This is a genomic window from Alteromonas lipotrueiana, from assembly GCF_019249245.1.
In the GTDB taxonomy this organism is placed as follows: domain Bacteria; phylum Pseudomonadota; class Gammaproteobacteria; order Enterobacterales; family Alteromonadaceae; genus Alteromonas; species Alteromonas lipotrueiana.
The window spans coordinates 60606-85492 of sequence record NZ_JAESDK010000011.1 but is presented as its reverse complement, the minus strand read 5'-3'; the positions used below and the strand labels follow the sequence as shown (position 1 = coordinate 85492).

The 24887-nt window shown below is 47.2% G+C and carries 18 protein-coding genes; 8 read left to right on the top strand and 10 right to left on the bottom strand.

Annotated features, from left to right (window positions below; translation table 11 throughout):
* Positions 1-447: 447 nt before the first annotated feature.
* Positions 448-630, top strand: a complete 183-nt coding sequence (locus JK130_RS09090; protein WP_218353997.1) for a hypothetical protein — start codon at positions 448-450, stop codon at positions 628-630.
* Positions 631-1126: 496 nt separating this feature from the next.
* Positions 1127-1285: a hypothetical protein gene (locus JK130_RS09085; protein ID WP_218353996.1), complete on the top strand. Its 159-nt coding sequence runs from the start codon at positions 1127-1129 to the stop codon at positions 1283-1285.
* 341 nt (positions 1286-1626) lie between these two features.
* Here the strand turns inward: JK130_RS09085 and JK130_RS09080 are convergent, their stop codons facing one another.
* Together JK130_RS09080 and recN are read right to left on the bottom strand one after the other, a co-directional pair.
* On the bottom strand, positions 1627-1983 hold the full coding sequence (locus tag JK130_RS09080; protein ID WP_218353995.1) for an outer membrane protein assembly factor BamE: 357 nt from the start codon (positions 1981-1983) through the stop codon (positions 1627-1629).
* A gap of 130 nt (positions 1984-2113) precedes the next feature.
* The gene (recN, locus tag JK130_RS09075; protein ID WP_218353994.1) at positions 2114-3793 is read right to left on the bottom strand and encodes a DNA repair protein RecN; all 1680 of its coding nucleotides are present in this window, start codon (positions 3791-3793) and stop codon (positions 2114-2116) included.
* Between the two features lie 426 nt (positions 3794-4219).
* Between recN and JK130_RS09070 the strand changes: the two genes are divergently transcribed.
* Positions 4220-5356: a Gfo/Idh/MocA family protein gene (locus JK130_RS09070; RefSeq protein WP_343210991.1), complete on the top strand. Its 1137-nt coding sequence runs from the start codon at positions 4220-4222 to the stop codon at positions 5354-5356.
* Positions 5357-5660: 304 nt separating this feature from the next.
* Positions 5661-6569: a glutaminase B gene (glsB, locus tag JK130_RS09065; protein WP_218353993.1), complete on the top strand. Its 909-nt coding sequence runs from the start codon at positions 5661-5663 to the stop codon at positions 6567-6569.
* On the opposite strand, the gene JK130_RS09060 is transcribed toward glsB, so the two are convergent.
* The 7 genes from JK130_RS09060 to JK130_RS09030 form a co-directional block, all read right to left on the bottom strand.
* A complete protein-coding gene (locus JK130_RS09060) occupies positions 6563-6880 on the bottom strand; it encodes a lipocalin family protein (protein WP_218354033.1) in 318 nt (105 codons plus the stop codon). The genes glsB and JK130_RS09060 overlap by 7 nt on opposite strands.
* A gap of 2209 nt (positions 6881-9089) precedes the next feature.
* Positions 9090-9746, bottom strand: a complete 657-nt coding sequence (locus JK130_RS09055) for an ABC transporter ATP-binding protein (protein WP_218353992.1) — start codon at positions 9744-9746, stop codon at positions 9090-9092.
* A gap of 165 nt (positions 9747-9911) precedes the next feature.
* Positions 9912-10787 (bottom strand): NAD(+) kinase, encoded by an 876-nt coding sequence (gene nadK, locus JK130_RS09050; RefSeq protein ID WP_218353991.1) that lies wholly within the window; start codon positions 10785-10787, stop codon positions 9912-9914.
* Between the two features lie 69 nt (positions 10788-10856).
* Positions 10857-11624 (bottom strand): 3-hydroxybutyrate dehydrogenase, encoded by a 768-nt coding sequence (locus JK130_RS09045; RefSeq protein ID WP_218353990.1) that lies wholly within the window; start codon positions 11622-11624, stop codon positions 10857-10859.
* Positions 11621-12613: an extracellular catalytic domain type 2 short-chain-length polyhydroxyalkanoate depolymerase gene (locus tag JK130_RS09040; RefSeq protein ID WP_218353989.1), complete on the bottom strand. Its 993-nt coding sequence runs from the start codon at positions 12611-12613 to the stop codon at positions 11621-11623. The genes JK130_RS09045 and JK130_RS09040 overlap by 4 nt, the downstream gene beginning before the upstream one ends.
* A gap of 13 nt (positions 12614-12626) precedes the next feature.
* A complete protein-coding gene (locus tag JK130_RS09035) occupies positions 12627-13838 on the bottom strand; it encodes an E22 family MetX-like putative esterase (RefSeq protein WP_218353988.1) in 1212 nt (403 codons plus the stop codon).
* Positions 13839-13848: 10 nt separating this feature from the next.
* The gene (locus JK130_RS09030; protein WP_218353987.1) at positions 13849-15144 is read right to left on the bottom strand and encodes a GntP family permease; all 1296 of its coding nucleotides are present in this window, start codon (positions 15142-15144) and stop codon (positions 13849-13851) included.
* A 222-nt stretch (positions 15145-15366) separates the two neighbouring features.
* On the opposite strand from JK130_RS09030, the gene JK130_RS09025 reads away from it, so the two are divergent.
* The gene (locus JK130_RS09025; protein WP_218353986.1) at positions 15367-17697 is read left to right on the top strand and encodes a TonB-dependent receptor; all 2331 of its coding nucleotides are present in this window, start codon (positions 15367-15369) and stop codon (positions 17695-17697) included.
* A gap of 139 nt (positions 17698-17836) precedes the next feature.
* Positions 17837-18490: a response regulator gene (locus JK130_RS09020; RefSeq protein ID WP_218353985.1), complete on the top strand. Its 654-nt coding sequence runs from the start codon at positions 17837-17839 to the stop codon at positions 18488-18490.
* On the opposite strand, the gene JK130_RS09015 is transcribed toward JK130_RS09020, so the two are convergent.
* On the bottom strand, positions 18447-21821 hold the full coding sequence (locus tag JK130_RS09015; RefSeq protein WP_218353984.1) for a PAS domain-containing hybrid sensor histidine kinase/response regulator: 3375 nt from the start codon (positions 21819-21821) through the stop codon (positions 18447-18449). The two genes, JK130_RS09020 and JK130_RS09015, sit on opposite strands and share 44 nt — an antisense overlap.
* Positions 21822-22198: 377 nt before the next feature.
* On the opposite strand from JK130_RS09015, the gene grpE reads away from it, so the two are divergent.
* Both grpE and dnaK read left to right on the top strand, forming a co-directional pair.
* Positions 22199-22846: a nucleotide exchange factor GrpE gene (gene grpE, locus JK130_RS09010; protein WP_218353983.1), complete on the top strand. Its 648-nt coding sequence runs from the start codon at positions 22199-22201 to the stop codon at positions 22844-22846.
* A 99-nt stretch (positions 22847-22945) separates the two neighbouring features.
* The gene (gene dnaK / locus JK130_RS09005) at positions 22946-24877 is read left to right on the top strand and encodes a molecular chaperone DnaK (RefSeq protein WP_218353982.1); all 1932 of its coding nucleotides are present in this window, start codon (positions 22946-22948) and stop codon (positions 24875-24877) included.
* Positions 24878-24887: the final 10 nt, after the last annotated feature.

Here is a 24887-nt window from a genome sequence, read left to right as displayed (position 1 = left end):
AATCTCACTACTTATTTAGCAGAGAGCAAGTCCTTTTTCTTTTTGATTTTACAATCAAAAATTTTCTGTGTTTTCTTTCTTCCAATATAAAATGCCACGGTGTATGGGTGTTTACGCTGAAAGAACTTGGTAAATGATTTAATCATAACATCCTCCTGTTCTTTTTTGACTTAGTTAGGGTATCAAAGATCCGCTGTAAGATCCAGTTTCTTCAGCATTATCATTTTTATTACTGTCATCGATATAAAGCACAACGAGGGCCGGTTTAGCCACAATTGAATGACTCGATGAAATTGAACTACGCAGCATCATACTGCGTATTTACAAATTACAGTACACGATAAGCTAAAGTCAGCTAGCAGCTTGCTTTGTAACCGGCAAGCTACTGTATCTGAAGCAATTAAAATACCATTTTGGTTTATTCAACAAAACCTGGAGTGAATACTTATGCCTAAAAATTCCAAAGACGACACTCAGGACAAATCATATCTGAAAGATGAAGATGCAAAGTCAGGTGCGCCTGAAGAGTCGAGCATAGCAGGAGAAGAAGATCCTGGGTCTGCATTAGAGGATTGGGTGACCAGAGACGAGCGAACTCGTCGCAAACCCCAAGACAAAAAATCTGATTAGACCTATGTAAATTCTATTGTGGACATAAAGAGGTGGGCTAACTTTGTTGACAAAGATAACTTTTAAAGTCTCTTGGGTTTCACGTTAGCAACATATTTCGTTTTATCGACAAACCCAGGTCTGGGCACTGATATTCATGAGATTAACGCATGGGTCATATTCAGAGGGTACTGGCCCCTTGTTCAGACTCAACGGCAATAAACCAGATTGTTAAGCAGCTGAGAACAGGAACTTAGTTTTGATAGTAGATAATATTGTATACATAAACTTATATTTGCCTCTTTGAGCACCAAGGATATAGGGCAAGCTGATACATTTTATAGGATGACTGGTTACGTGCTTTACACTCTAGCTTTAATACCCAAATTATACTATTACCTTGGTCTCTGATACATCTGGTAACAATTCCGTTTGTTTACTTATTGTTCAATTATGTTTTTAAATAGTAGGCTTAACGTATGTAACTATTTAATTGAGTACCCAAAAGGTGATCACAATGAACTGCAATAATAAAGTAATTACCACAAGCTTGCTCTGGGCGGCAGCTATTTTGAGCGCGGCATTATTAGGCGCTTCGTCATTTTTAACGTTAATTATTCTTCCAGTATTAGGGTTTTTCTCTATTACTGCCCTACGTAAACAAAATAGTCAGTAAACTTTATCAGAATGGCTAAAACACGATAAATCGTGGGCTGCACATGAGTCCAGTTATCGAAGGTGATGAAAACCGGCAGAAAATGTGGGGTGTTAAAAAGGTAGGGCGGTATTAATACCACGAGCCTAAGATATTACCAGGTATAAGCTGCCTTAGCTTTTATTGAAGTAGTGAGATGATTTCAAATCAGAATATTACTATAAAACGAAGAACAACATTATGGACCAGAAAGACGCTATTGTAGAAACACAAGGCAATTATTTCGTCCGTAAACGACCGGAATTATTGCCCTGAACTACTGTTAAAATCAGAGTGAAAAAATCGAATTTTTACAGCTTTTTTTACTGATCTAGCGGGGTGTCAAACTCTTCAGAAAATTCAAAATCGCCTTCGGCATTGGTTAGCTTATTTTCATCAAAAGATAAAATGAGCTGTTTCTGAAAATCCTTTCCGCGCTTACTCATACCACGCTTCATATCGTAAACGTAATACCAGGTATCATTATTGAACGAATCTTCTACTACCGGGTTACCTAATACGTAGGTAACTTGTTCTTTACTCATTCCTACACGTAATTCTTTTACATCGCGAGCGTCAAGAAAGTTACCTTGAGGCACATCAATTCTGTAAATCCAATTTGAGCAGGCCGTAGCACTGAAAATAACGGTAGCGAGCAAAATAGTTTGATACAACTTCATGTAAGTGTTTAATCCAGTCACATTTAATTTGTTATTTACCCGCTGCTAAAAAAGCAATAGCAGCGAAAGCATGGGATAGTGCGAAGCATGCTACCCCAGTCAAGTATGACCGATCAACCGCTTATTAGTTCTATGCAACACATTTCAATAATTCGCGGGCATTAGCTAATGCTGCATCGGTAACTTTGTCTCCCGCCAGCAAACGAGCCAGTTCATCTACTCTGTCTTGCTCGGTTAACGCTAACATACGTGTTTCAGTGCTTTCGCCATCGGTAAGCTTGGTTACAAACAACTGGTTATGCGCCTGCGCGGCAACCTGTGGTAAATGGGTAACACACATTACCTGATTGTCCGCGCCCAGTGTGCGCAGCAGCTCGCCGACTATCGAAGCAGTAGGTCCACTGATTCCCGTGTCTACTTCGTCAAAAATCATCGTTGGGGTAGTGTTATGGTCGCTGGCAATAACCTGAATGGCTAACCCAATACGTGAAAGCTCGCCGCCTGATACCACCTTATCCAGGCGATCAGGATCTTGGCCGGGATTGGTTGAGACTTTCACCGAAATATCATCTAACCCAGATGCCGAGGGGGCTTTCAATGCATTAAAGTGAACGTCTACCCAGACTTTTGCGTGTTCCATGTTCATCTTTTTAATGCGCTGTTCAATAGCAAAACCAAAATCTTTGGCTGCCGACTGTCGTGATTCAGACAGTATTTCAGCGACTTGAGCATAATGCTGCTTAGCGTGTTTTACTTCACTCTCTAGCAGCTCTAACTGAGACTCCTGCTGATTCAAAGCAGTGTATTCATCAACGAGTTGTTGATGAAAAGTGTAAAGCGCTTCTGGTTCTACACCGTGCTTACGGGCAAGTTCCATTGCCTTGCTATAACGCGATTCAACTTGCTGTAACCGAAGGGGATCTATTTCAAGCGCATCGCAATAGGCTCGCAGCTCCTGCGAAGCTTCTTCTACCTGAATAACCGCATCGTTTAACAGTGTTAAAATTGGGCTAAGCGCTGCATCGTGTTCTTCTAAAGCACTTAGATTATCCATGCTCGTTTGGATAATAGACAATGCATTGCCATCATCATTTTCATATAGGTTAAAAAAACTGGTTTGCGCCTGTTCAAGCAAAGACTGTCCGTTACTTAAGCGGCGGTGTTCAATTTCCAGTTCAATAAACTCACCATCAGCAATAGCAAAGTCGTTAAGCTCTTCTACCTGATAAGCCAATAGCTGTTGACGGTCAGTGCGGTTTTGAGCAGCTTGCTGAAGTTGCGTTAATTCTGACTGTTTTTGTTGCCAGCTACGATAGGCAATACTTACGTCACTGGTAAGCTTTGAATGCCCTGCGTAATTATCGGTAAGTTTTCTTTGTACGTCTTCTTTTAACAGCTGCAAATGGGTGTTTTGGCCGTGAATAGCTAATAAAAACTGACCCAAGGATTTAAGTTGTTGTAAGGATACCGTTGTACCATTGATAAAGGCTTTTGAGCGCCCTTCACGGGATATTACCCGACGAATAAAACAACCATCAGGATCCTCTTCACAATCTAGTTCTTGCTCTGCTAACCATTGTTTAGCTGCGGCATTTTTTTCGATAGAAAAGTGCGCCACAATTTCTGCCTTAGCGGCTTCTTTTCTGACCGCTCCAGCGTCGGCGCGCTCGCCCAGACAAAGGCTAAGCGCATCGATAGCAATAGATTTACCCGCACCGGTTTCACCCGTAATAGCAGTCAAACCTGCTTCAAAGTTAACCGAAAGCTGTTTTACCACAGCGAAGTTTTTTATAGAAAGATGCACTAACATAGAAAGCACTCGATGTTTATACAGTATGTGTTAATTTATACAGTAGTCGATTGCGGGTTTCAACAAATTGTTCAAAAATAATTCTATTGAGCGGTGCTATCACATTCGACCGCATCCGGCAGTAGTGGCCACAGTATTAACGTAAGGCAAAAAAACGCAAAAGAGGTTCAGCGCAACCGGCAACCATCCGTTTTTTTGGTATGCAAAAAAGCACTGTAAAGATAGTGACTTGAAATTGGTTAGTGCGAACAAAAATCTACCCAGTCACACCCGTTCTCTGCAAGCGCGGCAGCATGTCGGGCGTTTTTATTACAGCCTGATGCCCCGTTTTTCCTTCTGAACTTAAAAAGTGGGGTTTCATGCAGATGCAATCAGCAACTTAAACGGTTAAGGTATCATGATGTTTTTTTACACAGGGAACCTTAGGTGAAACACATAATATTCTGGACCATACTTATGTTTGCATTTGCTACCAACGCGCAGGATAAACTCAATATTGGGGTGGTGGGACTTACCCATACCCATGTTCACTGGATATTTGAAAGCCAGAAGCGCGGAGACTTTGTTATCAGCGGTATTGTTGAGCCAGATAAAGCACTGGCCCGTCGCTATGCCAAACGCCATGGTTTTAGCATGGACCTGGTTTACCCAGATATGGCTACCATGCTGGATAAGACCCGGCCTGCTGCGCTGGCGGCTTTTGGTAGTATTGCCGAGCATCTGGAGGTAGTACAAACCGCGGCGCCCAGAGGCATCCATGTTATGGTCGAAAAACCACTGGCGCTGAACATGAAGCACGCCAGACAAATGTATAAGCTGGCGAAACAACATCAAATTCATTTGCTCACTAATTACGAGACCACCTGGTATCCCACTAATCATAAAGTAAAACATCAGCTAGAAAATGATGCTGTAGGCCCGTTGCGCAAAGTGATTGTACGAGACGGGCACAAGGGCCCGGTCAAACTCGATATTAACGCGGAGTTTCTGGACTGGTTGCTAGATCCGGCACAAAGTGGCGGTGGCGCACTGATGGACTTTGGCTGTTATGGTGCAAATTTAATGACCTGGCTGAAAAACGGCCAGATGCCTACACATGTGAGTGCCATTACCGAGCAACTGCAACCTGCCAATCATCCGAATGTAGATGACGAAGCCACTATTATCTTATCGTACCCCGACAACCAGGCGGTCATACAGGCCTCCTGGAATTGGCCAATCGGGCGCAAAGATATGGAGGTATACGGCACTTCTGGTGTATTGTACGCCGACAACCGCACCCAATTTCGCCAGCGCACCGCCAGAAATTACGACGACTTTGACGAGACCCGGGTGACTTTAGAAGAACGGCCATACCCCTATGATGATCCTTTCAGTTATTTAAAAGCGGTAATAGAGGGCAGTATTACCCCGGCCCCTTACGATCTATCGTCTTTGGAAAACAATATGCGGGTCATGCAAATTTTGGATGCAGCTCGTCGCAGTGCCAGTAATGGTCAGCGGGTATCTCTCTCGCCGCTGCCCGAGCTTGATCGGCAAACTTCCGAATCCAGCACCCGGTGATATTATTTATCTACGCCCACCCGGTTTTTTAACGCTCTTACTGGCAAGGGCTAAACCGAGACTGAGAAAGCGAAATTTTTCTTTTTGATGGATGAAGCGTGCTTGCGTAAAGCAGATAAACCCGATCTTGCTGAGAGCGCCGCGCGTATCAGTTGGCACGTAAGTGTTTGTTGAATGGGTTTTTGTCACATTGCAAAGTAATGCAATAACGTCTATTTTTACCCACTATTTTATTGACTATGCGGGTATCTAAGGCCTGTGATGTTTAGGAGGGCCGAATCGGTCATAGGTTATGACAAAGGCAATGCAATCATTATTAGATAAGATTTATAAAGAAGTAATTCCTATGTTAGGCCGCGGGAAAGTGGCCGACTACATTCCCGCGCTGGCTTCTGTAGAATCGCAGCAATTTGGTATTGCTATTTGCGATAATGACGGCAACATTTCTACCGTAGGTGATGCCCACGTACCGTTTTCGATTCAAAGTATTTCAAAAGTATTTAACTTGGTACTGGCCATCAATCACTATGGGGAAGACCTTTGGCATCGGGTCAGCTGTGAGCCTTCGGGCCTGCCTTTTAACTCACTGGTACAGCTTGAATACGAAAATGGCGTGCCCCGGAATCCGTTTATCAATGCCGGTGCATTGGTTATCAGTGACATGAATCAATCTCGTTTTGCATCTCCGCATCTAGCTATGCGCGATTTTGTCAGGCGCTTGTCTGAAAACGACGAAATCATTGCCAATCGAAATGTTGCCGACTCAGAATTTGAATATCGAGCCCGTAATGCCGCTTCAGCGTATTTGATGAAAGCTTTTGGTAACTTTGAAAACGAAGTTGAAGAAGTACTGCACAGTTATTTTTATAATTGTGCACTGGAGATGTCTTGTGTCGATTTAGCCAAAGCGGGTAGCTTCTTGGCCAACAGAGGGTATTCAAAAGGCGCTGAAGAGCAGATTCTGACGCCCTCACAGACAAGCCAGGTGAATGCTTTGCTGGCGACCAGCGGCATGTACAATGAAGCTGGAAACTTTGCGTTCCAGGTTGGGCTGCCGGGCAAAAGTGGAGTAGGCGGAGGTATTATTGCGGTAGTGCCTGGTCGTTTTTCTATCTGTGTATTTTCTCCGGCGCTTAACCCGATGGGCAATTCACTGATGGGGATGGCTGCGCTCACCTCGCTTACCAAGCATATCAACTGGTCGGTTTACTGATAACCGGTTAATTCCATAAAGCCATCGCCGTGATGGCTTCCGGAGACTTCTACCCGGCCTTCGTAATACGAAAAACGACTGGCATTCCACTGGCCTTTTTTAAATGGTTTAACAGTTAGTGAAAGGGTGGGCTGGGCCACCTCGATTTGCCATTCTACCGGCACCTTGCGTTTGTTGATGCGCTCGTAACCCAATACCTGTATCGATAAATCAGATTCAGCAAGCGTGGTGGCCTGACCGTCAGCAGCAACATATACTGAGCAGTAAGCATGGCTTTCACCTGCAACTGACCTATGCCCATAGTTCGTAATACATTAAGCTGAGGCCGTAAATCTAAAGTGATGACACTTACCGATACCGCGAAAGCCATTCCGGCGACCAGTAATGTAGCAACATTCAAAGCATCGGTAACGACAAAGGTACGATCGAAGGTTTGCATCGACTTTTTCAATAGCTGCGGGGTGTCGTAAATCTCCCCCAGGCCGGCAAGCCGGGCCAAATCTTCCGGGGTGGCCTGATACAGCGCCGTAACCCCCGCATAGCCCGATGCGGGTGAGAACTGGTCTGACGGTAACAAAAGCTGGCTATCAGGATTACCATAATCAGGATAAATTCCGGCTACGGTGTAGGTTGTAGATTGAGAGAACACCGGATTTTGCTTGCTCTGTGTGAACACCGGCCCTATGGTCAGGCTATCCCCAGGGGCCACCGCATGCCTGAACGCCAACTGCTGATTGATAAATACGGCTTTATTTGCAGCAAACATCGACCAGCCGCCCGGATACAGCGTATCCAGTGTAAGGCTATGTTGCGCAGTGCTGTCGGCAGCGTAGCTGCGCACTGTTGCCTGCTGCTGGTTAATCGTGGTAACGCCGCGATACAAATGCCGGGCATCTATATGAGCAGCAATTGTTCCGGGCGCGGGCTTATCATCAGCGTATAAATACACCGGTGCGGCCAAACGCTGCTGTAACCAGCTTTCAGTAGCGTGTCGAAAGCTATCGGTCATCACATTCATACCAATATTCGCGGCCAACGCGATAAAAAAGGCACATACCGACAACCGGCTTTTGGCAGATAAACGATGGGTACTGGCTGCTACATAACTCAGCAGGGGGCGCGAAGCGGGAACAAGCGTACTGATAAGGCCGGTGAAAGCCGGCAACCACAATAAAATGACGCCACAGCCGCCCAACAATACACCGGCTACAGCCAGCAACGCGCTAAAAGTAGAGTTCGCCATTACCAAGCCCAACAACACAATAGCAACAACGCCGATGGTAATAATGCTGCGTATCAGCACCGACATAGGCTGACGGTGGATGTGAGAAGCCAGTAACGCCCGGGATAACTGGCGCGCCGGAATCACAAAAAACAGCGCCAGAGCTGCAAAGCTGGTAACAAAAGCTCCGCTCATCATTTCGGTTAACAGCGGCGAAGGGGCAACAAAAGCGCTGTCAAGCAGTCCTTCGAATGTGGATTGCAGCATCGGCGTCAGTTGGCGGGTTAGCCCGATTGCGGCCAGCACGCCCAGTGGCGCGGCAATAGCGCAATACAGGGCCAGCTCGCTCATTAACGCCAGCAGCAGGCTAGCCTTACTTACGCCCAGCTGCCGTAGTCTGAGCATAAACAACAGGCGTGCGCGGTACATTAGGGTCAGTGCGTTTAATACAATAAACAACGCCACCACCCCCATTAATACGCCCATAGCCCATAAGTTCAGCTGAAAACTTTTGGCCAACGACCCATCACTGGCCGTTTCAGGTGCCTGGCGGTACTGTAAATGGGATGGCAAATGGTTTTTTAGTTCGCGTAACCGAACGTCATCAAATGCGGTTGTTACCAGCAGCGCCGACAAGGGCGTATTTTGCAAGGTGGTTTTATCGGTATAAAAAGCCTCAAGTGAAACAAGCACAGTATTATCAGGCAGTTGGCTGACCGAATACGGCGGTAATAAGGACACGCCCTCGCGACTCATTAACACGCCTTCACACGCAAGCGCCCGGCCCAGTTGAGGGGCGGCGTAACTCACTGCAGAATTTCGATGCATTAGGTTTGCGTCAGTTGTGGAAGATACTGCTTTTTGCATATCTTTAAGCAGCGAGGAAGAAGACAGCGCCAGCAAATCGACACCCAGCACAGTAACAGCATGTACTGGTGTGGCCGCTGTCCCGGAAGAGCCGGGTTGTGAACGGCTGTTGGGACCATCAATACATTGCAGGGTGTCAGTTTGTTGTGCAATAGCCACGAGCTGAGTAAAACCAGCCCGACGTAGCTGAGCATAATCTCGTTGGGTCAGGGGCTGGGCAGGTGTTCGCGCGACTATGGCTGCGCTATTAAATACGGATGTTTGTGAACGCCCTAGTTCACCCTGTCGCGCGCCTTCATTAATGAGCATGACTGACGAAAAGCCACCGGTGGCCACCATTACTGCAATTATAATGAGTAAAGGTTGCCACGGTTTTTTGCGGGCCATGGCCAGCATAACTGAAGCAACAAGACCTACCCTTGAAAAAACACTCATGGCTGCGGATGCAATACGCCGTGGCGTAACCATAGCGGCTGGCTGGCCTGCTCGGCCACCTCGTTACTGTGTGTCACCACCACCAGGGTGGTGTGAAGTTCTGCGCAAACCGTATACAACGCCTGGGTTACGCGCTCGCTGGTGGCTTCATCAAGATTACCTGTGGGTTCATCGGCCAGTACCACAGCAGGTCGGTGCGCCAAAGCGCGGGCAATCGCAACCCGTTGTTGCTCGCCGCCTGACAAGGCGTCGGCGGGTTTGTCTTGCAGTTGGGTTATATCCAGCATGGCCATTAGCCGACGCAGATATGCTTTGTCGGTCACACCTTTTAATCGGGCGGTAAACGCAATATTGTCCCATACGTTCAAACAGTCGAGCAGATTATAACTTTGAAAAATTACGCCTAGTTCGTTGCGCCGAAACGCATCACCCTGTTTGTCGCTGGTAAAAGGCAGTGTGGCTGTCCCAATTTGAATTTGGCCAGCATCTGCAGGCTCAAAACCCGCCATAAGGCTCAAAAGCGTGGACTTTCCACAACCCGATGCTCCCCGAATACTCACCGAGGTACCGTCTGCTACCTCAAGATATAATTTATCGATTATAGGTGTTGAGGTTTGCGGGTATTGTTTTACCAGGTCTGAGATCTGAATCATAAACAGAATACCTGAGCTAAAAGACAGATCAGATAATTACGCAGCCTCGCCCGTAAAGTCCAGTGAAGCCTGTGTTAGTTTTGATGTTGTGAAAACCATCACCTTGCTAAGAGTGACACGTTATGCAAATTGCTCAGGCTATGTAAAGCTCGTAGACAAAGCGTGTCAGTAAAGCTTGCTGCCCCAGCTCAGTTTGTTTTGCAGTACATTAAAGTAGCTGTACCCTTTAGGGTGGACCAACGACAACGTATCTTTACTTTTCTGAACTTTAATTTCATCACCAGGCAACACAGGCAAAACAATGTGACTGTCACAACTTACCTGCAAACTATCGCTGTTAACATGGGACACTCGCATCGAAACCGTACAACTTGCATCAACAACTATTGGGCGGCTGCTTAAGGTATGGGGGAACATCGGCACCAACGACAATGCATCCAGTTTGGGCATAATAATTGGTCCGCCAGCCGATAATGAATAAGCCGTAGAACCGGTGGGGGTGGCGACAATCAGCCCGTCAGAGCGCTGTGAAAATACAAATTGATCATCAATATAAATTTCAAATTCCATCATATGCGCCACCTTACCGTGGTGCAGTACAATTTCGTTTACGGCTGTGTTACTGCTTTTAAGTACTTCATGACGATAAACGCCAACTTCAAGCAAAAAGCGCTGCTCTACAATAGCTTGCCCGTTAAAGATAAGGTCAAGCTGTTGGGTAATTTCATCAGGATGGATGTCGGTTAAAAAACCCAGGTTACCGCGGTTTACCCCCACTACATGAATATCGAAGCGCGATAATACCCGAGCCGCGCCCAGCATACTGCCATCACCGCCCACCACGACTGCTAAATCGGCCTGTTTACCAATCTGAACCAGATTATGGGCAGGGAGATCAGAGTCGTTGAGTTCGTGCCAAATGGTTTCTTCTATTAATATCTCACAACCGCGCTGTTGCAAATAGTCAATAAGATGGTTCAGTGTACTCTGGGTTTCGGCGTGACCGGGTTTTCCGATTAAACCTACCGTTTTATAGGACATGAAAAACAAGCATTCCTGACAGTAATAATGAAAGAAACATTAGCACACAAAACCGAATAAAAGAAAGCGTTACCGGGCGGTCCAGCCCCCATCAAGAACCAATGTTTGTGCAGTTATATTACGCGCCGCCGGGCTGATTAAAAATTGGGCAGAGGCGGCCAGCTCGGCTATGGTGATAAAGGCTTTTTTCGGCATGGGTTTTAGCATAATGTCGCTAATAACCTGCTGCTCACTGATGCCGTTTTCTTTTGCCTGATCAGCAATTTGTTGCTCAACCAGTGGCGTTTTTACATATGCAGGACAAAGCGTATTAACGGTGATATCTGTATCTTCAACCTCTAGCGCAATTGTTTTAGCCAGCCCCAGCAATCCGTGCTTTGCTGCGACATACGCTGATTTATAGGGCGAGGCGACCAAAGAGTGAATAGAACCAATATTAATGATACGGCCAAAATTACGGCTTCTCATGCCGGGCAAAAATGCCTGGCAGAGCAGTGCCGGCCCTACCAGCATAATATTAATCAGCTGTTGCCACTTGTGTGCAGGAAAAGCTTCAAGCTTAGATACATGCTGAATACCGGCATTGTTGATCAAAATGTCGACCGGTGTTGTTAACAATGCTTCAGGTAAATTGGCGACACTTTGGGCATCGGTCACATCCACCACAATGGCACTGGCAGACAGGCCTTTTGCGGTCAGCAAAGCAGCAGCGTCATTAACTGCTTTTTCGTTAATATCGGCAAGAATGACATGGTGACCAGACTGGGCCAGCTCCTCAGCAATGCCAAAACCTATACCACTGGCGCCTCCTGTAATAAAAACATGATAGCCTTTCATAGTGACTCCTGTTGCGTGTTAAGGGCATCTACGATGGCCATGACTGCATTAATTTGCGCACCATCTCGAGTCGCGTAGTGCTCGTCTGTATACCCCCACCAGTCCCAGCAGCCTTGTGGGTTTAGTGGCATAAATAAAGATTTGCGGGTTTGTGGGTAAAATACGACGATATTATTGGTGTCGGCCCAGCGGTTTAAACCGGTTTGTTCAACATAGGCTTTGCCAACCGCGTCGGCATACTGGTTACAGCCATGAAAACTAATATGCACCTGACACTGGGTTCCTTCAGTGCAACTTTGCGGTACATACGCATACCCGGTCTGGGCCAGAGTCTCGGCTTGCTTGCCAGCCAGAGCGTGTTGGTCATAGCTAATAATATTGCCACTCAAAGAATCGGCGGGCGCGGCCATTTCACCATACATAAACTGTAAAGCCGCCCCGGCAGCATCATAGTTACAATTACCAATATAGGGGCTGTTTGACGCGGCGCATCCTTCGCCACTTTCAAGGGTGGGGAAAACATGGCCAAAAGGTTTGTTTTTTATGTAACTCAGATTTTGCGGGGTTAGCCACTGCTGATACTGTTGGTACAAAAGAGTGCTGACATCTTCAGCTACCCGCTGATCGCGAGCGCCATGAAAAAGCCAGACTTTGTCATTCTCAAGCCCGGTGAGCGGGGCCAGCTTACCGTGTTCTGCCAAATTTTTTACATGCCGATTAAGTTTGTTTAAATCTGTGGTGTCGGCTGTTTTATCCACACATCCGGCCAAGGCCACAGTAATGTCATTTTGCGCACAATAAAACGGACCCGCACTGATAATTGCAGCGCCATTGACTCGATCGCTGTAGGCCAGATGAAACTGGTTTGCCATATAGCCACCAGAAGACAGACCCGATACCGTAATAGTATCGACGCTTAAAGCCAGCTTGTCGGCGACCACAGGCAATGTGAGTAAACCGCACGCTATTGCTAATAGTTTTGTTTTCATAAAGTTGCCTTATTTATTCTTCAAGAAAAGCTTTTAGCTTATGCTGCTGCTCTTGGATATCCAAAACCCCTTCCAGGTGGCCCAGCTCGCCGGTTAGTTCGGTATAATCACTGCTTTTATCTGCCTTTTTCAGTGCATTGTGGGCTTGTTGGGCAAGGTAGGGCATTAACAACAAGTCGGTGCTGGCAGGCAAAAATAATGTTTTTGCCTGAACCGCCTTGAGACCTTGTTGCAGTGAACCCTGATGACCGGCCACAAACAACTGACAAGCCCTGACTAAATACAATAGATGATTGGCATCCATTTGTGTGGCTCGGGCTCTGGCCCGCGTTTCCAACCACGATACAATAGAGTGGCTGGCCCTGATATCATTTAAAGGCGCATCTTCTAAGGGAGAGTAGTCCAGCGCCTGGCCCTGTTGGTTAAAAAAATGCGGGTGTAAAGCTTGCTGCGTAATCAACATCAAGGCGGCGACTAATCCGTCGGTGGGCGGATTGTTTTTGCTGTACTTTCCCTGCTGCCAGAGCTTATCGAGCTTAATGGGCAGCGCCCAGTGTTCAAGTGCAGCTGTTGTCCAGGCATCACTTTGCCCCGAGCCAATTACCGAGACCATTCGAGGCACCCATTCCGGATACGCGCTAGCCCAGTCTATTGCCTGCATTGCCCCCATTGAGGGCCCGATTACCGCATGTAGTTTTGCTATTCCCAGGCTTTCGAGTACCTGCTTTTGAATATTAACAAAGTCGCGAATGGTCACTACCGGAAAATCCAGTCCATAGGGTTTACCTGTGGCCGGATTTATACTGGCAGGACCGGTGGTGACCACGTCAGCAGAATAGGCTGACAGATTGACCAGCGAGTCGACACTGATGACAAAAAACTGGTTTGTATCGATGGCTTTACCGGGGCCTATTATTGCATCCCAATAACCCGGCGCGGCGTCATCAGCGCGGTATTTGCCGGCAGCATGTGACGATGCAGAAAAATAATGAGTTATCAAAACCACATTGCTTTTGTCTTGATTAAGCTTACCGTAGCTTTCCCAACCCACGTTCACCCGAGCCAATTGTTTGCCCGAAAAAAGTGAAAAATTTGTGGTCGAATACGTGTGTTTTTTTACCAGCGGCAACTCGCTGGCATGTCCTTGCAAACTGCACAATGCGATGAGTAAGCACACAGACAACCAGCCCGCCGGGGCCAATTTGCTAAGCAAAAGAATCTTCATAAAACAGTCCTTAAAACACACTAAACAGGGTAATAGCCAACGCCAAGCCCAAAAGCGGCGTAACCAGCGTAAGAGCGGCCATAGCGCGATAAGCCGCCTGATGCGTTTCATGGCATATTGCGCGAATCGTTGTTACCACATAGCCGTTGTGTGGAAGCGTATCTAAAGCACCAGATGAAATCGCCACTATTCGATGAAGCTCATCAGGGGGCACGCCCTGGTCAATATAGTGCGGCGCGACCAAAGGTAATACTATCACCTGGCCTCCTGATGCTGAACCGGTTAAACCCGCGATAACACTCACCGCAATGGCCGCACCAATGAGCTCATTGCCAGGTAACTGTGTCATCAGATCCACGGTGGCAGAAAATGCGTCAGTATTTTTGGCTATGCTGCCAAACCCCACCACGGCAGCGGTATTACCAATAGCAACCAGTGCGCCGGTGGTGCCACTATTAACCGCGCCGGTAAGGTTTTGAAAATAACGAAAGTTAATGACCATGAGTGTTAATACACCCCCAGTCAGTGCAATTATCAATGCATAGTGAGCCAGACTATCGTGCAGTAAAAACGACAGCACCAGAACCACCAGTAATGGCACCAGGCCAGATAAGGGATGCGGGTAGTCGCGTTCGGCAATCTTAGGGTCGTGGTCGCGAGGCTCAAAAGTTTCGCCATTAGCCAATGCTTTGTTAATCATTTTGCGCAGCCACCAGTAACCAAAGCAGGCCATAAATAACGCCACTACCAAACTGACTTCCCACGCAGCAAAGGGCGAGGTGCCAAGATACTTGATTGGGATCCAATTTTGAATTTCGGGCGAGCCGGCAGAGGTCATCGTAAATGTCACCGAGCCAAATGCCAGGGTGGCGGGAATGAAGCGCCGGGGAAGGTTTGCATCTTTAAACAAACTAACCGCCATTGGGTAAACCGAAAAAGCCACCACAAACAGGCTGACTCCACCATAGGTTAATATGGCGCAGGCCAGTACCACGGCCAGAACAGCTTGCTTAAAACCCAGTTTGCTGACTATCCAGCGGGCTACCGAGTCGGCCGCGCCGGTGTCTTCCATGAATTTGCCAAAAATAGCCCCCAGTAAAAACATGAAAAACCACGAGGCGATGAAGCCGGAAAACCCGTTCATATACAGACCGACAAAATTACTGTCGCCGGTGAAAACCGGAATCTGGTTGGTAACGGCAACCAACAGTGCGCATAGGGGAGCGGCGATAAATAAATTCATTCCGCGAATGGTCAGCACAATCAATAATACCAGGCCAGATACCAGGCCAAACATACTTAGCATATTGCGTTTCCTTGTAGTAGCTTGCCGATGTAGCCTGCCAATAAACTAAAAACGCATTGTGACCGCATGAAAGTATCTAGCCTATAGTACGTTAGTACGTAGGCCTTTGGTGCTACGTACTAAGGTACTAGATACCTTTGCGATAAAGTGGATTAGATTACTTTTTCATCGATAACCTAATAATAAAAAGATGCCAGCCAGTTTAAATAATAGGGACTTATTATGAAACACATCTACCGTACCACTCATCAGTATCCCAGAACGTTGTGTGCCATGGCCGTAGCAGCGGCCTGCACCTGGATGCCACTTGCCTATGCCCAACAGGCCGACCCGGCCGCTGAACCTGAAGCGGGCAAGCTGGAGCGCATAGAAGTCACCGCCCGTAAAACCGTCGAAACACTGCAGGAGGTACCTGTTGCTATTACGTCAATAGGTGCAGCCGAGCTAACCGAAAAAGGCATCAGCGTACTTACTGAAGTACAACAGTTCTCGCCAAATACCACCTTACAAACCAGTCGGGGAACCAATTCAACCTTAACGGCCTTTATTCGTGGCCTGGGTCAACAAGATCCATTATGGGGATACGAGCCTGGCGTAGGAATTTACGTGGACGATGTGTACATTGCCCGGCCCCAGGGGGCGGTTATGGACTTACTGGATGTGCAGCGTATTGAAGTATTACGCGGGCCACAAGGCACATTGTATGGGAAAAACACCATCGGCGGCGCGGTCAAGTATGTTACCAAAGAAATGACCGGGGATCCGCAACTTAACATTCAGGGAACGGTAGGCAGTTACAGTCAGCGCGATGTTAAAATTACCGGGCAATACCCGATAATCGAAGACAAGGTTTATCTGGGCTTTGGCTATGCCAATTTAAACCGGGACGGCTTTGGCGAGTTTCTGATCTCTGCGCAGCCAGGACAAGATCGGGAAAACTACAACAAAGACCTGTGGGCCGCACGTCTGACATTAGAGATTCATCCTACTGACAAACTATTTTTGCGTTTTGGCTGGGACAAAACCGAAGACGACTCTAATGCCAAGGGCGGTTATCGCTTGTTACCCAGCTTGCGTACCGATGCGCCGCAACCCGATTCGGTATTTGATTCATACACCAGCTTGCCCACCAGTAATAAAGTAGAGCTTGAAGGGTACAGCTGGATGATGCGCTACGATGTATCTGACGCATTGCAGTTAAAATATATCGGTTCGCACCGGGACAGTTACTCACCCACCAATATTGATTTTGATAACACTCAGCTGGATATTTTTGACGTACCGGCAATTTATGAAGACGATAACGACACTCATGAACTGCAAGCTAACTACGCCGGCGAAAACTTTAACCTGGTAAGCGGCTTGTATTACTATGAAGGTGAGTCTTGTGGCGTATTTGATGCCATACTGGGCGTACTAGGGCGCGACTTTGCTGATATGGAAATATTTCCTGAGGGTACCACCGGCTTTACCCGCGAAGTGTCAGGGTGCAACAACAGCGAAAGTTGGGCCGGTTATGCCCAACTTAACTACGATGTGACCGAGCAATTGTCGGTGTCGTTGGGGGCTCGCTATACCGACGAAGAAAAACAGGCCACTGTTTACAATGGTACGGTGTTGTACAACCTGTATCCCGAGAGTGGCTGGATTGACGGTTTTGTACGCCCAGACGATGTCATCATTCCTCAGGTTTTAGGCAGTGATTCTGATGGTGATGGGCTACTGGATGCTCCGGCTTCACAAAGCTGGTCACGTTTTACGCCGCGATTAGGCGTAGAATATAGTTACAGCAAAAATATTATGCTGTTCGCCAGCTACGCTCAGGGCTTTAAATCAGGCACGTTCAATCCACGGGCTACGGTAAATGAGCCAGGGGTAAGCCCGGAAGTCGTAGATTCGTTTGAAGTGGGCATCAAAAGCGATATTAATGACTCGTTACGGGTAAACGCAACCGCGTTTTCCTACGATCACAAAGATCGCCAGTATATCGGTATCGAAGGCAATACTGATGATCCCACCGCGTTACAGCAACGGCTGCGTAACGCGGCCGAAACTGCAGCTAAGGGTATTGAGCTGGAAGCGACCTACGTAGCCACCGACAACCTGTCGTTTGATATTGCCTATGGCTATATTGACTTTGAGATAAAGAAAAACAATGCGGTTCCGCCATTGATTGGTCTTGCCAGTACCCCAGAAAGCACCCTGAATGTGGCCACAAATTATGGTATGGATACCGCCTATGGCTTCTTTACTTTCAACGCCAATTATTATTATCGTGATGATTACCTGATTTTTGAAACCAGTGATCTGATTCAACAGGATGGGTACGGATTGCTGAATTTAAGTGTTGGCTGGGAAAGTATGGAAGGGCAGTGGTATGGGGGTCTGCATCTGAAAAATCTGACTGATGAAGAGTATATAGTGGGTGGTTACGACTTTGTTACCCGCAATGAAGATGGCAGCTTTGGGCCGGGCCTGGGTAACGATACCACGCTCATAGGTTACTATGGCGATCCGCGTACCGTGCACCTGACGGTCGGCTATCGTTTTTAAAGGTAGCGGCGTAAGCAAATAATCAAGAAGGGCCTGTGGGCCCTTTTTTTGGTTTTAAAAAGCCAGGTAAAATTTTTGTACCGGTGGGCCGATGTTGATAAACTGTTATCAGGTTGATAAATAATTTGTTGCGATAATAATGCAAACTCAGGTATTGATTGCTGATGACCATCCGCTTTTCAGAGCAGCGATGAAGCATGCTTTGAGCACGGTGGTACAAGGGCCTTTATATGAAGCTGCGAGTCTGGAAGAAACCTGCGCTAAACTTGAAAAACATGCGTCAATTGAGCTGGTTTTTCTTGATTTAAATATGCCTGGTAATCAGGGGCTGTCGGGTTTGGCTGAATTACTCGCCAGGTTTAACCAGCTATTAGTTGTGGTGGTATCAGCAGAGGAAAATCCCAGTCTTATAAAACGGGTTATGGAGATGGGGGCCAGCGGTTACATTCCAAAATCCACGCCATTAGACAGTATTATTCTTGCCGTGCATAAAATAATAGAGGGTGAAATCTGGGTTCCTGCCAAACTATGGTCGCCCGAGGCTTTGAGTCAGGAAGAAAGCCAGTTTGCTAAAGGGCTGGCCTTGTTAACGCCGCATCAGTACCGGGTGCTAAAAATGTTAGCTGATGGTTTGCTTAATAAGCAAATAGCCTACGAACTGGTCATTTCTGAATCAACAGTAAAACAGCATGTCTCGGCGATACTGCGAAAATTGAACGTTATCAATCGTACTCAGGCTGGCGTATTGTTTAATCAATGGGTGTTGGGGCCTGCTGGTTCAGCAGCGTCCTGACTGCGCGGCGCAGCAATAACGGCTTAACCGGTTTACTCAAATATAAAAGCTCAGACTGAGCCGCCACCTCTTTAATATCTTCTTCCCTGTTTGCTGTATTTAGAATACCGGGTACCGCGTGGTGCCAAATGGCTCGCAATTCACGGGCGACAGTAGTGCCTCGTTCTTCACCATTTAAATGATAATCTAACAACATAATAGCGGGTGGAGCAGGGCATCGCTGCATAGCCTGGTGCTTATTTATGGCACAAATAACGTGTGCTCCCCAGTTTTCAAAACACAGTTTTAAAGCCTCAGCGACCTGCTCGTCATTTTCGACCAGCAACACAGTTAAATTATGCATAAACGGTTGTGCTTCGTCGCTGTGTGCTGGTGTTGCAGATGAGGTCGGCGGCGAGACTTTGTTCGCCCGTGGTAAACTTACCGTAAATCGGGTGCCTTTTTGCGGCTGCGAAAACAGCCCCACCGGGTGTTCAAGTAATGCGCTCATACGCTCTACAATAGTTAACCCTAACCCCAGACCGGGGTTATTACGCTGGCTATCGAGCTGGTGGAATTCAGCAAACACCTCACGGTGCTTGTCAGCCGCGATACCCGGCCCGGTATCGCACACCCAAATCTCGACTTGTCTGGCAACACGGTGACGAATCCCTATTACCACCTTGCCGCTATGGGTGTAACGAATAGCATTAGACAACAAGTTTTGTATTATCCGGTGTAAAAAACGACGATCAGAATGGACCCAAACGGTGGTGGTAACATAGTTAAGCTGCAAGCCTTTTTGCTCGCTGATAACACTAAACTCCCGGGCCAAAGGGCCCAGTACTTCGTCTAATGCAAAGTCAGAGAATTGGGGTTTTAAAACGCCTGATTCTAATCGGGTCATATCTAATAACATACTGAGCAAACTTTCTGCCGACGATAACGACGATGTGACACCTTTACTGAGTGTCTCAAGTTCAGTACCGGCGGTTTTTTGGGCAAGCATTGAAGCAAACAGCGTAGCTGCGTTAAAGGGCTGCATGAGGTCGTGTCCTGCTGCGGCCAAAAATCGGGTTTTACTTTCGTTAGCCTGCTCTGCTTCAAGTCGGGCATGATGCAATTGTTCGGTTCGTGCAGCAACCCGGGCTTCCAGTGCATCTTTAGCTTGTTCCAGTGCCTCCTGAATACGCGTATATTCGGTAATGTCGCTATACGTGGTCACATAGCCCCCGCCTGGCAAAGGGCTGCCATTAAGCTCGATAGTTCGGCCATCGGGTTGTTTACGTAAATATTTATAGGGCGTGCCCGCTTTCATGTAAGCCACCCGTTTGGCTATATCAGCCTCGGCATCAAGGCTATTCCCAAACAAACCCCGACGCGCATTGTAGTGCAGCAGTGAAGTAATAGGCATGCCGGTGTGTAAAAAGTGAGCCGGGTAATCAAACAAATCAATGTAACTGTCATTCCAGGCCAACAGCGAAAGGTGACTGTCCAGTACACTGATGCCTTGCTGAATATGCTGCACCGAGGATTGCAAAACTTCGTGGTTAAACTGAAAGGTTTGTGAGGCTTCTTCTACCCAGTCCACTAATTCAGGCATCTCGGTATGGCGGGTTTGTGCAATTGCACTTAATAGTACCCTGGCACTGGGGGGGCCTACTTGTCCTGCAAGCATGTGCTCAACATTTTGAAGCAGCGCCGCGCTGGCAAACCCTTGGGTAGGTTGGCCTGACAACTGAGCCAGCAATCGGTTTTGTTCATGGGTTTCTAACACCCTTGCCGTTAATTGCATAAGGTCAGAAATTCTTATAGCCAGCTGGGGTACAAGCGGTGCGGAAGGTGTGGATTCTGCGGTGGCTGGTGTGGGCGCAGATAACAGACTTACCAATACAAACGTGGTGCAATTTACCAGCAGGCTAAGCACAAAACCAAGTCCCAGCTCAGCATCGCTGGGCGCTGGATCAAAATAATAACTGGCCAGCAGGCTGGGGTAGAGCAGCCAGACTATCCAGCAGCTAAGGCCGGTTAGCATAGCGATACTTGCGGCCAATACAGTGCTGCGCGACCAGTAAAGACCGAACAGCATTGTGGGCAGCATTTGGGCTAATAACGCAATGGCAACAATACCGCTTTTTACCAAAGGCGCAGACTGACTGATATTAAGGTGATACCAAAACGCTACCGACAATACAACAAGTACAGTAAGGCGGCGAATAGTTAAGATGCCGCTGGCCTGCATTGAACCTACCGAGCGTTTTGTGAGGCGGATTTTTAGCCACAATGGTGTAATCAAATTATTGGCAATCATAATGCCCAGGGCCAGGGTAGCGACAATAATCATACTTGATGTGGCCGACAACCCTCCGATAAATGCAGTAAGCGCCACAGCGTTGTTGCCGGTATGCAAAGGCAGGGCTAATACAAAAGTGTCTGAACTAACCACATTGGTGTCTAGCAACATGCTTCCTGCTAATGCAATAGGTAATACAAAAGCGGTTATCGCCAGCAGGTATAACGGAAACAGCCAGCGCGCCGTGCGCAACTCACCATCACCGTTACTTTCAACAAAGTTCATATGAAACTGACGCGGTAAAATAAACATAGAACAAACGCCTAACAAGACATGGCTCAGATACACCCACAGCGCGCTATCTGCATCTATAGTTTGACGGGCTACCGGATGGGCGCCGGCACGGCCAAAAAGATCCAGTGGGCCGTTAAATAAACCATAGCAAACATAAATGCCGACAATACTCAGACAAACCAGTTTGATTATTGATTCTACGGCTATAGTCAGCAGTAAACCGGGATGTTTGTCTTTCAGACTAAGAGTACGGGTACCAAACAGTATGGCAAATAAGGCCATTAATGCAGCAATGTACAACCCGACGGCATGACTTTGTTGTTCCTGGTGAGGAGCCAGCAGATTTATGCTTTTGGTTATTGCGTCCAGCTGCAGGGCCAAATAAGGAATTACCCCGATAAAACATAATAGTGTGATTAAGGCGGCGATAAAATGTGCGCCGCGATACTTAAGCGCAATAAAGTCGGCTAAAGAGCTGATGTTGTGCTGCTGACACAATCGATTGATGCGCAGCAACACCGGAAACATAAACACCATAACCAATATAATACCGGCGTAGGTGGGTACCACTGCCCAGCCATATTGAGCCGCCTGAGTGGTGGTTCCAAAAAATGCCCAGGAAGTACAGTGCACCCCTAATCCCAGACTGTACAACACAGGATGCTGCTCGGTAGCACGCAGCCATTTGTCACCGGCAAATGCGATGACAAATAAAAGTGCCAGGTAACTAATTACAATGGCGCCCACCGACCAGATACTGAGCATGATAATAAAAGTCAAATAATCAAGAGATTAGCCTACCATACCTTATATTTAGAGCAGGCAACAGGTGCCGACGTACAGACTTGCTATCGCGCGATAGCAGCAGAGACTTTAATCAATTCTGACCTACATAAAAGACCCCGATTCCTCTTCGCCACTCGTTTTGCAAAATAAAAAATAGTCGTATCATCCACAAATTTTATACGGATACCCTTGAACCGTGCATAAGCAACCCCATTACTAGCTGCAGTCCAAGGTTCCGAAAGGCCTAAAGCAAACTGACTTTGCAATTTTTTTACTTTCGGGGCTGGAAAAATTGAGGAACGACCCTATTGATGGGTTAGTAAAAAATTGTCCTGAAATTCTAGTTGGAGGTAGGCATGAGCGAAAAGCGCGATGAGCAAGCGCAGCAGCAAGACGCTGAGGTAGTTGAACAACAAACGCAGGAAGACGACGCGCAAGATATGCCGGTTCATGAAGGTGAAGTGGTAAACGACGACCAAAGCGGTGCAGCCAGCGAAGAGCAACAACGTATCTATGAATTAGAAACCGCGTTGTCAGAAGCACAGGCACAAATTAAAGAGCAGCAGGACAGCGTATTACGCGCTCGTGCTGACATGGACAATGCCCGCCGCCGCGCCGATGCCGAAGTTGAAAAAGCGCGTAAATTTGCGCTTGAACGTTTTGCCGGTGAGCTTCTGCCTGTAGTCGACAACTTAGAACGCGCATTAGAAGCCGGTGATGCAGGTAATGAGGCGGTAAAACCATTACTTGAAGGCGTAGAAATGACGCATAAGTCGTTTTTAAGCACTATTGAAAAATTTGGTATGGCGCCTATTGATCCTCAGGGCCAGCCATTTAATCCAGAACTGCATCAGGCAATGTCGATGCAGGAAACTGACGAGCTAGAGCCAAACACAGTGATGGCCGTCATGCAAAAAGGGTATGAACTTAACGGACGCCTGGTTCGTCCTGCGATGGTAATGGTGTCAAGAGCGGCCAACGGTGGCGTAGACACACAAGCCTGAGCGCACAGTTTTACCACTTTTTGGAAAAAACTATTGAAAAAGTGCGGGAATAACCCCACTAAAAATGCAGAAATTAACAAGATTTAGCGGAGACACGTAATGGGTAAAATCATTGGTATCGATTTAGGTACAACAAATTCATGTGTCGCAGTTTTAGACGGCGACAAAGCACGCGTTATTGAAAACGCCGAGGGCGACCGTACTACGCCTTCAATTATTGCTTACACCAACGACGGTGAAACACTGGTTGGTCAATCGGCCAAGCGTCAGGCGGTAACAAACCCTGAAAACACGTTATTTGCGATTAAGCGTTTGATTGGTCGTCGTTTTGAAGACAAAGAAGTTCAGCGTGATATCGATATCATGCCGTACAAAATTGTCAAAGCAGACAATGGCGATGCGTGGGTAGAAGCCAAAGGCGATAAAATGGCACCCCCACAGATTTCTGCTGAAGTTTTGAAAAAGATGAAGAAAACAGCAGAAGACTTTTTGGGTGAAGAAGTAACCGGCGCCGTGATCACGGTTCCAGCTTACTTCAATGACTCTCAACGTCAGGCAACGAAAGACGCCGGTCGTATTGCTGGTTTAGAAGTTAAGCGTATTATTAACGAGCCAACTGCTGCTGCTCTTGCCTATGGCATGGATAAGAAAAAAGGCGACAACGTTGTTGCGGTATACGATTTAGGTGGGGGTACGTTTGATATCTCTATCATCGAAATTGATGCAGTTGACGGTGAGCACACCTTCGAAGTATTGGCGACCAACGGTGATACGCACTTAGGTGGTGAAGATTTTGATAACCGCATGATCACGTATCTGGTTGATGAGTTCCATAAAGATCAGGGCATCAACCTGCGTAAAGATCCGCTGGCAATGCAGCGTCTTAAAGAAGCGGGCGAAAAAGCTAAAATTGAGCTGTCTTCAGCTCAGCAAACTGAAGTTAATCTGCCGTACATTACGGCCGATGGTTCAGGTCCTAAGCACCTTGCAATCAAAGTGACCCGCGCTAAGCTGGAATCGTTGGTTGAAGACATGGTAAAAGCCACCCTTGAGCCTGTGAAAAAAGCCCTGGCCGATGCTGACTTGTCGGTAAGCGACATTCAGGACATCATTTTGGTGGGCGGCCAGACACGTATGCCTTTGGTACAAAAATACGTTACTGAGTTCTTTGATAAAGAACCTCGTAAAGACGTAAACCCTGATGAAGCGGTAGCAGTGGGTGCTGCGATTCAAGGTGGTGTACTGGCAGGTGAAGTAAAAGATGTCTTGCTACTGGATGTTTCGCCATTGTCGTTGGGTATCGAAACCATGGGCGGCGTAACCACGCACCTGATTGAGAAAAATACCACGATTCCTACTAAGAAATCGCAAACTTTCTCAACAGCTGAAGACAACCAGTCTGCGGTAACCGTGCATGTTATCCAGGGTGAGCGTAAGCAGGCTTCAGCAAACAAGTCGTTGGGTCAGTTTAACTTAGAAGGTATTCGCCCGGCAGCGCGCGGTGTACCACAAATCGAAGTTACTTTCGATATTGATGCTGACGGTATTTTGCACGTATCTGCTAAAGATAAAGATACGGGTAAAGAGCAGAAAATTACCATTAAAGCGTCTTCAGGCTTAAGTGATGAAGAAGTTGAAAAAATGGTAGCTGATGCCGAAGCAAATAAAGATGCTGATAAAAAGTTTGAAGATTTGATTCAGGCGCGCAACCAGGCCGACGCTATGGTACATACCACGCGTAAGCAACTTGATGAGGTTGGCGATGCGTTAAGTGCAGAAGACAAAGCACCTATCGAAGAGGCCTTGGCCGAACTTGAAACTGCGCTTAAAGGCGAAGACAAAGACGAAATTGAAGCAAAAACACAACAGCTGATGGAAAAATCAAGCAAGTTGATGGAAGCCGCTCAGGCCCAACAAGCTGCCGCAGCTGGTGGTGCTGAAGCCGGTGCCGAGCAACCTGCTGATGGCAAGCCACAGGATGATGTGGTTGATGCTGAGTTTGAAGAAGTAAAAGACGACGACAAAAAATAAGCTGTCGTCA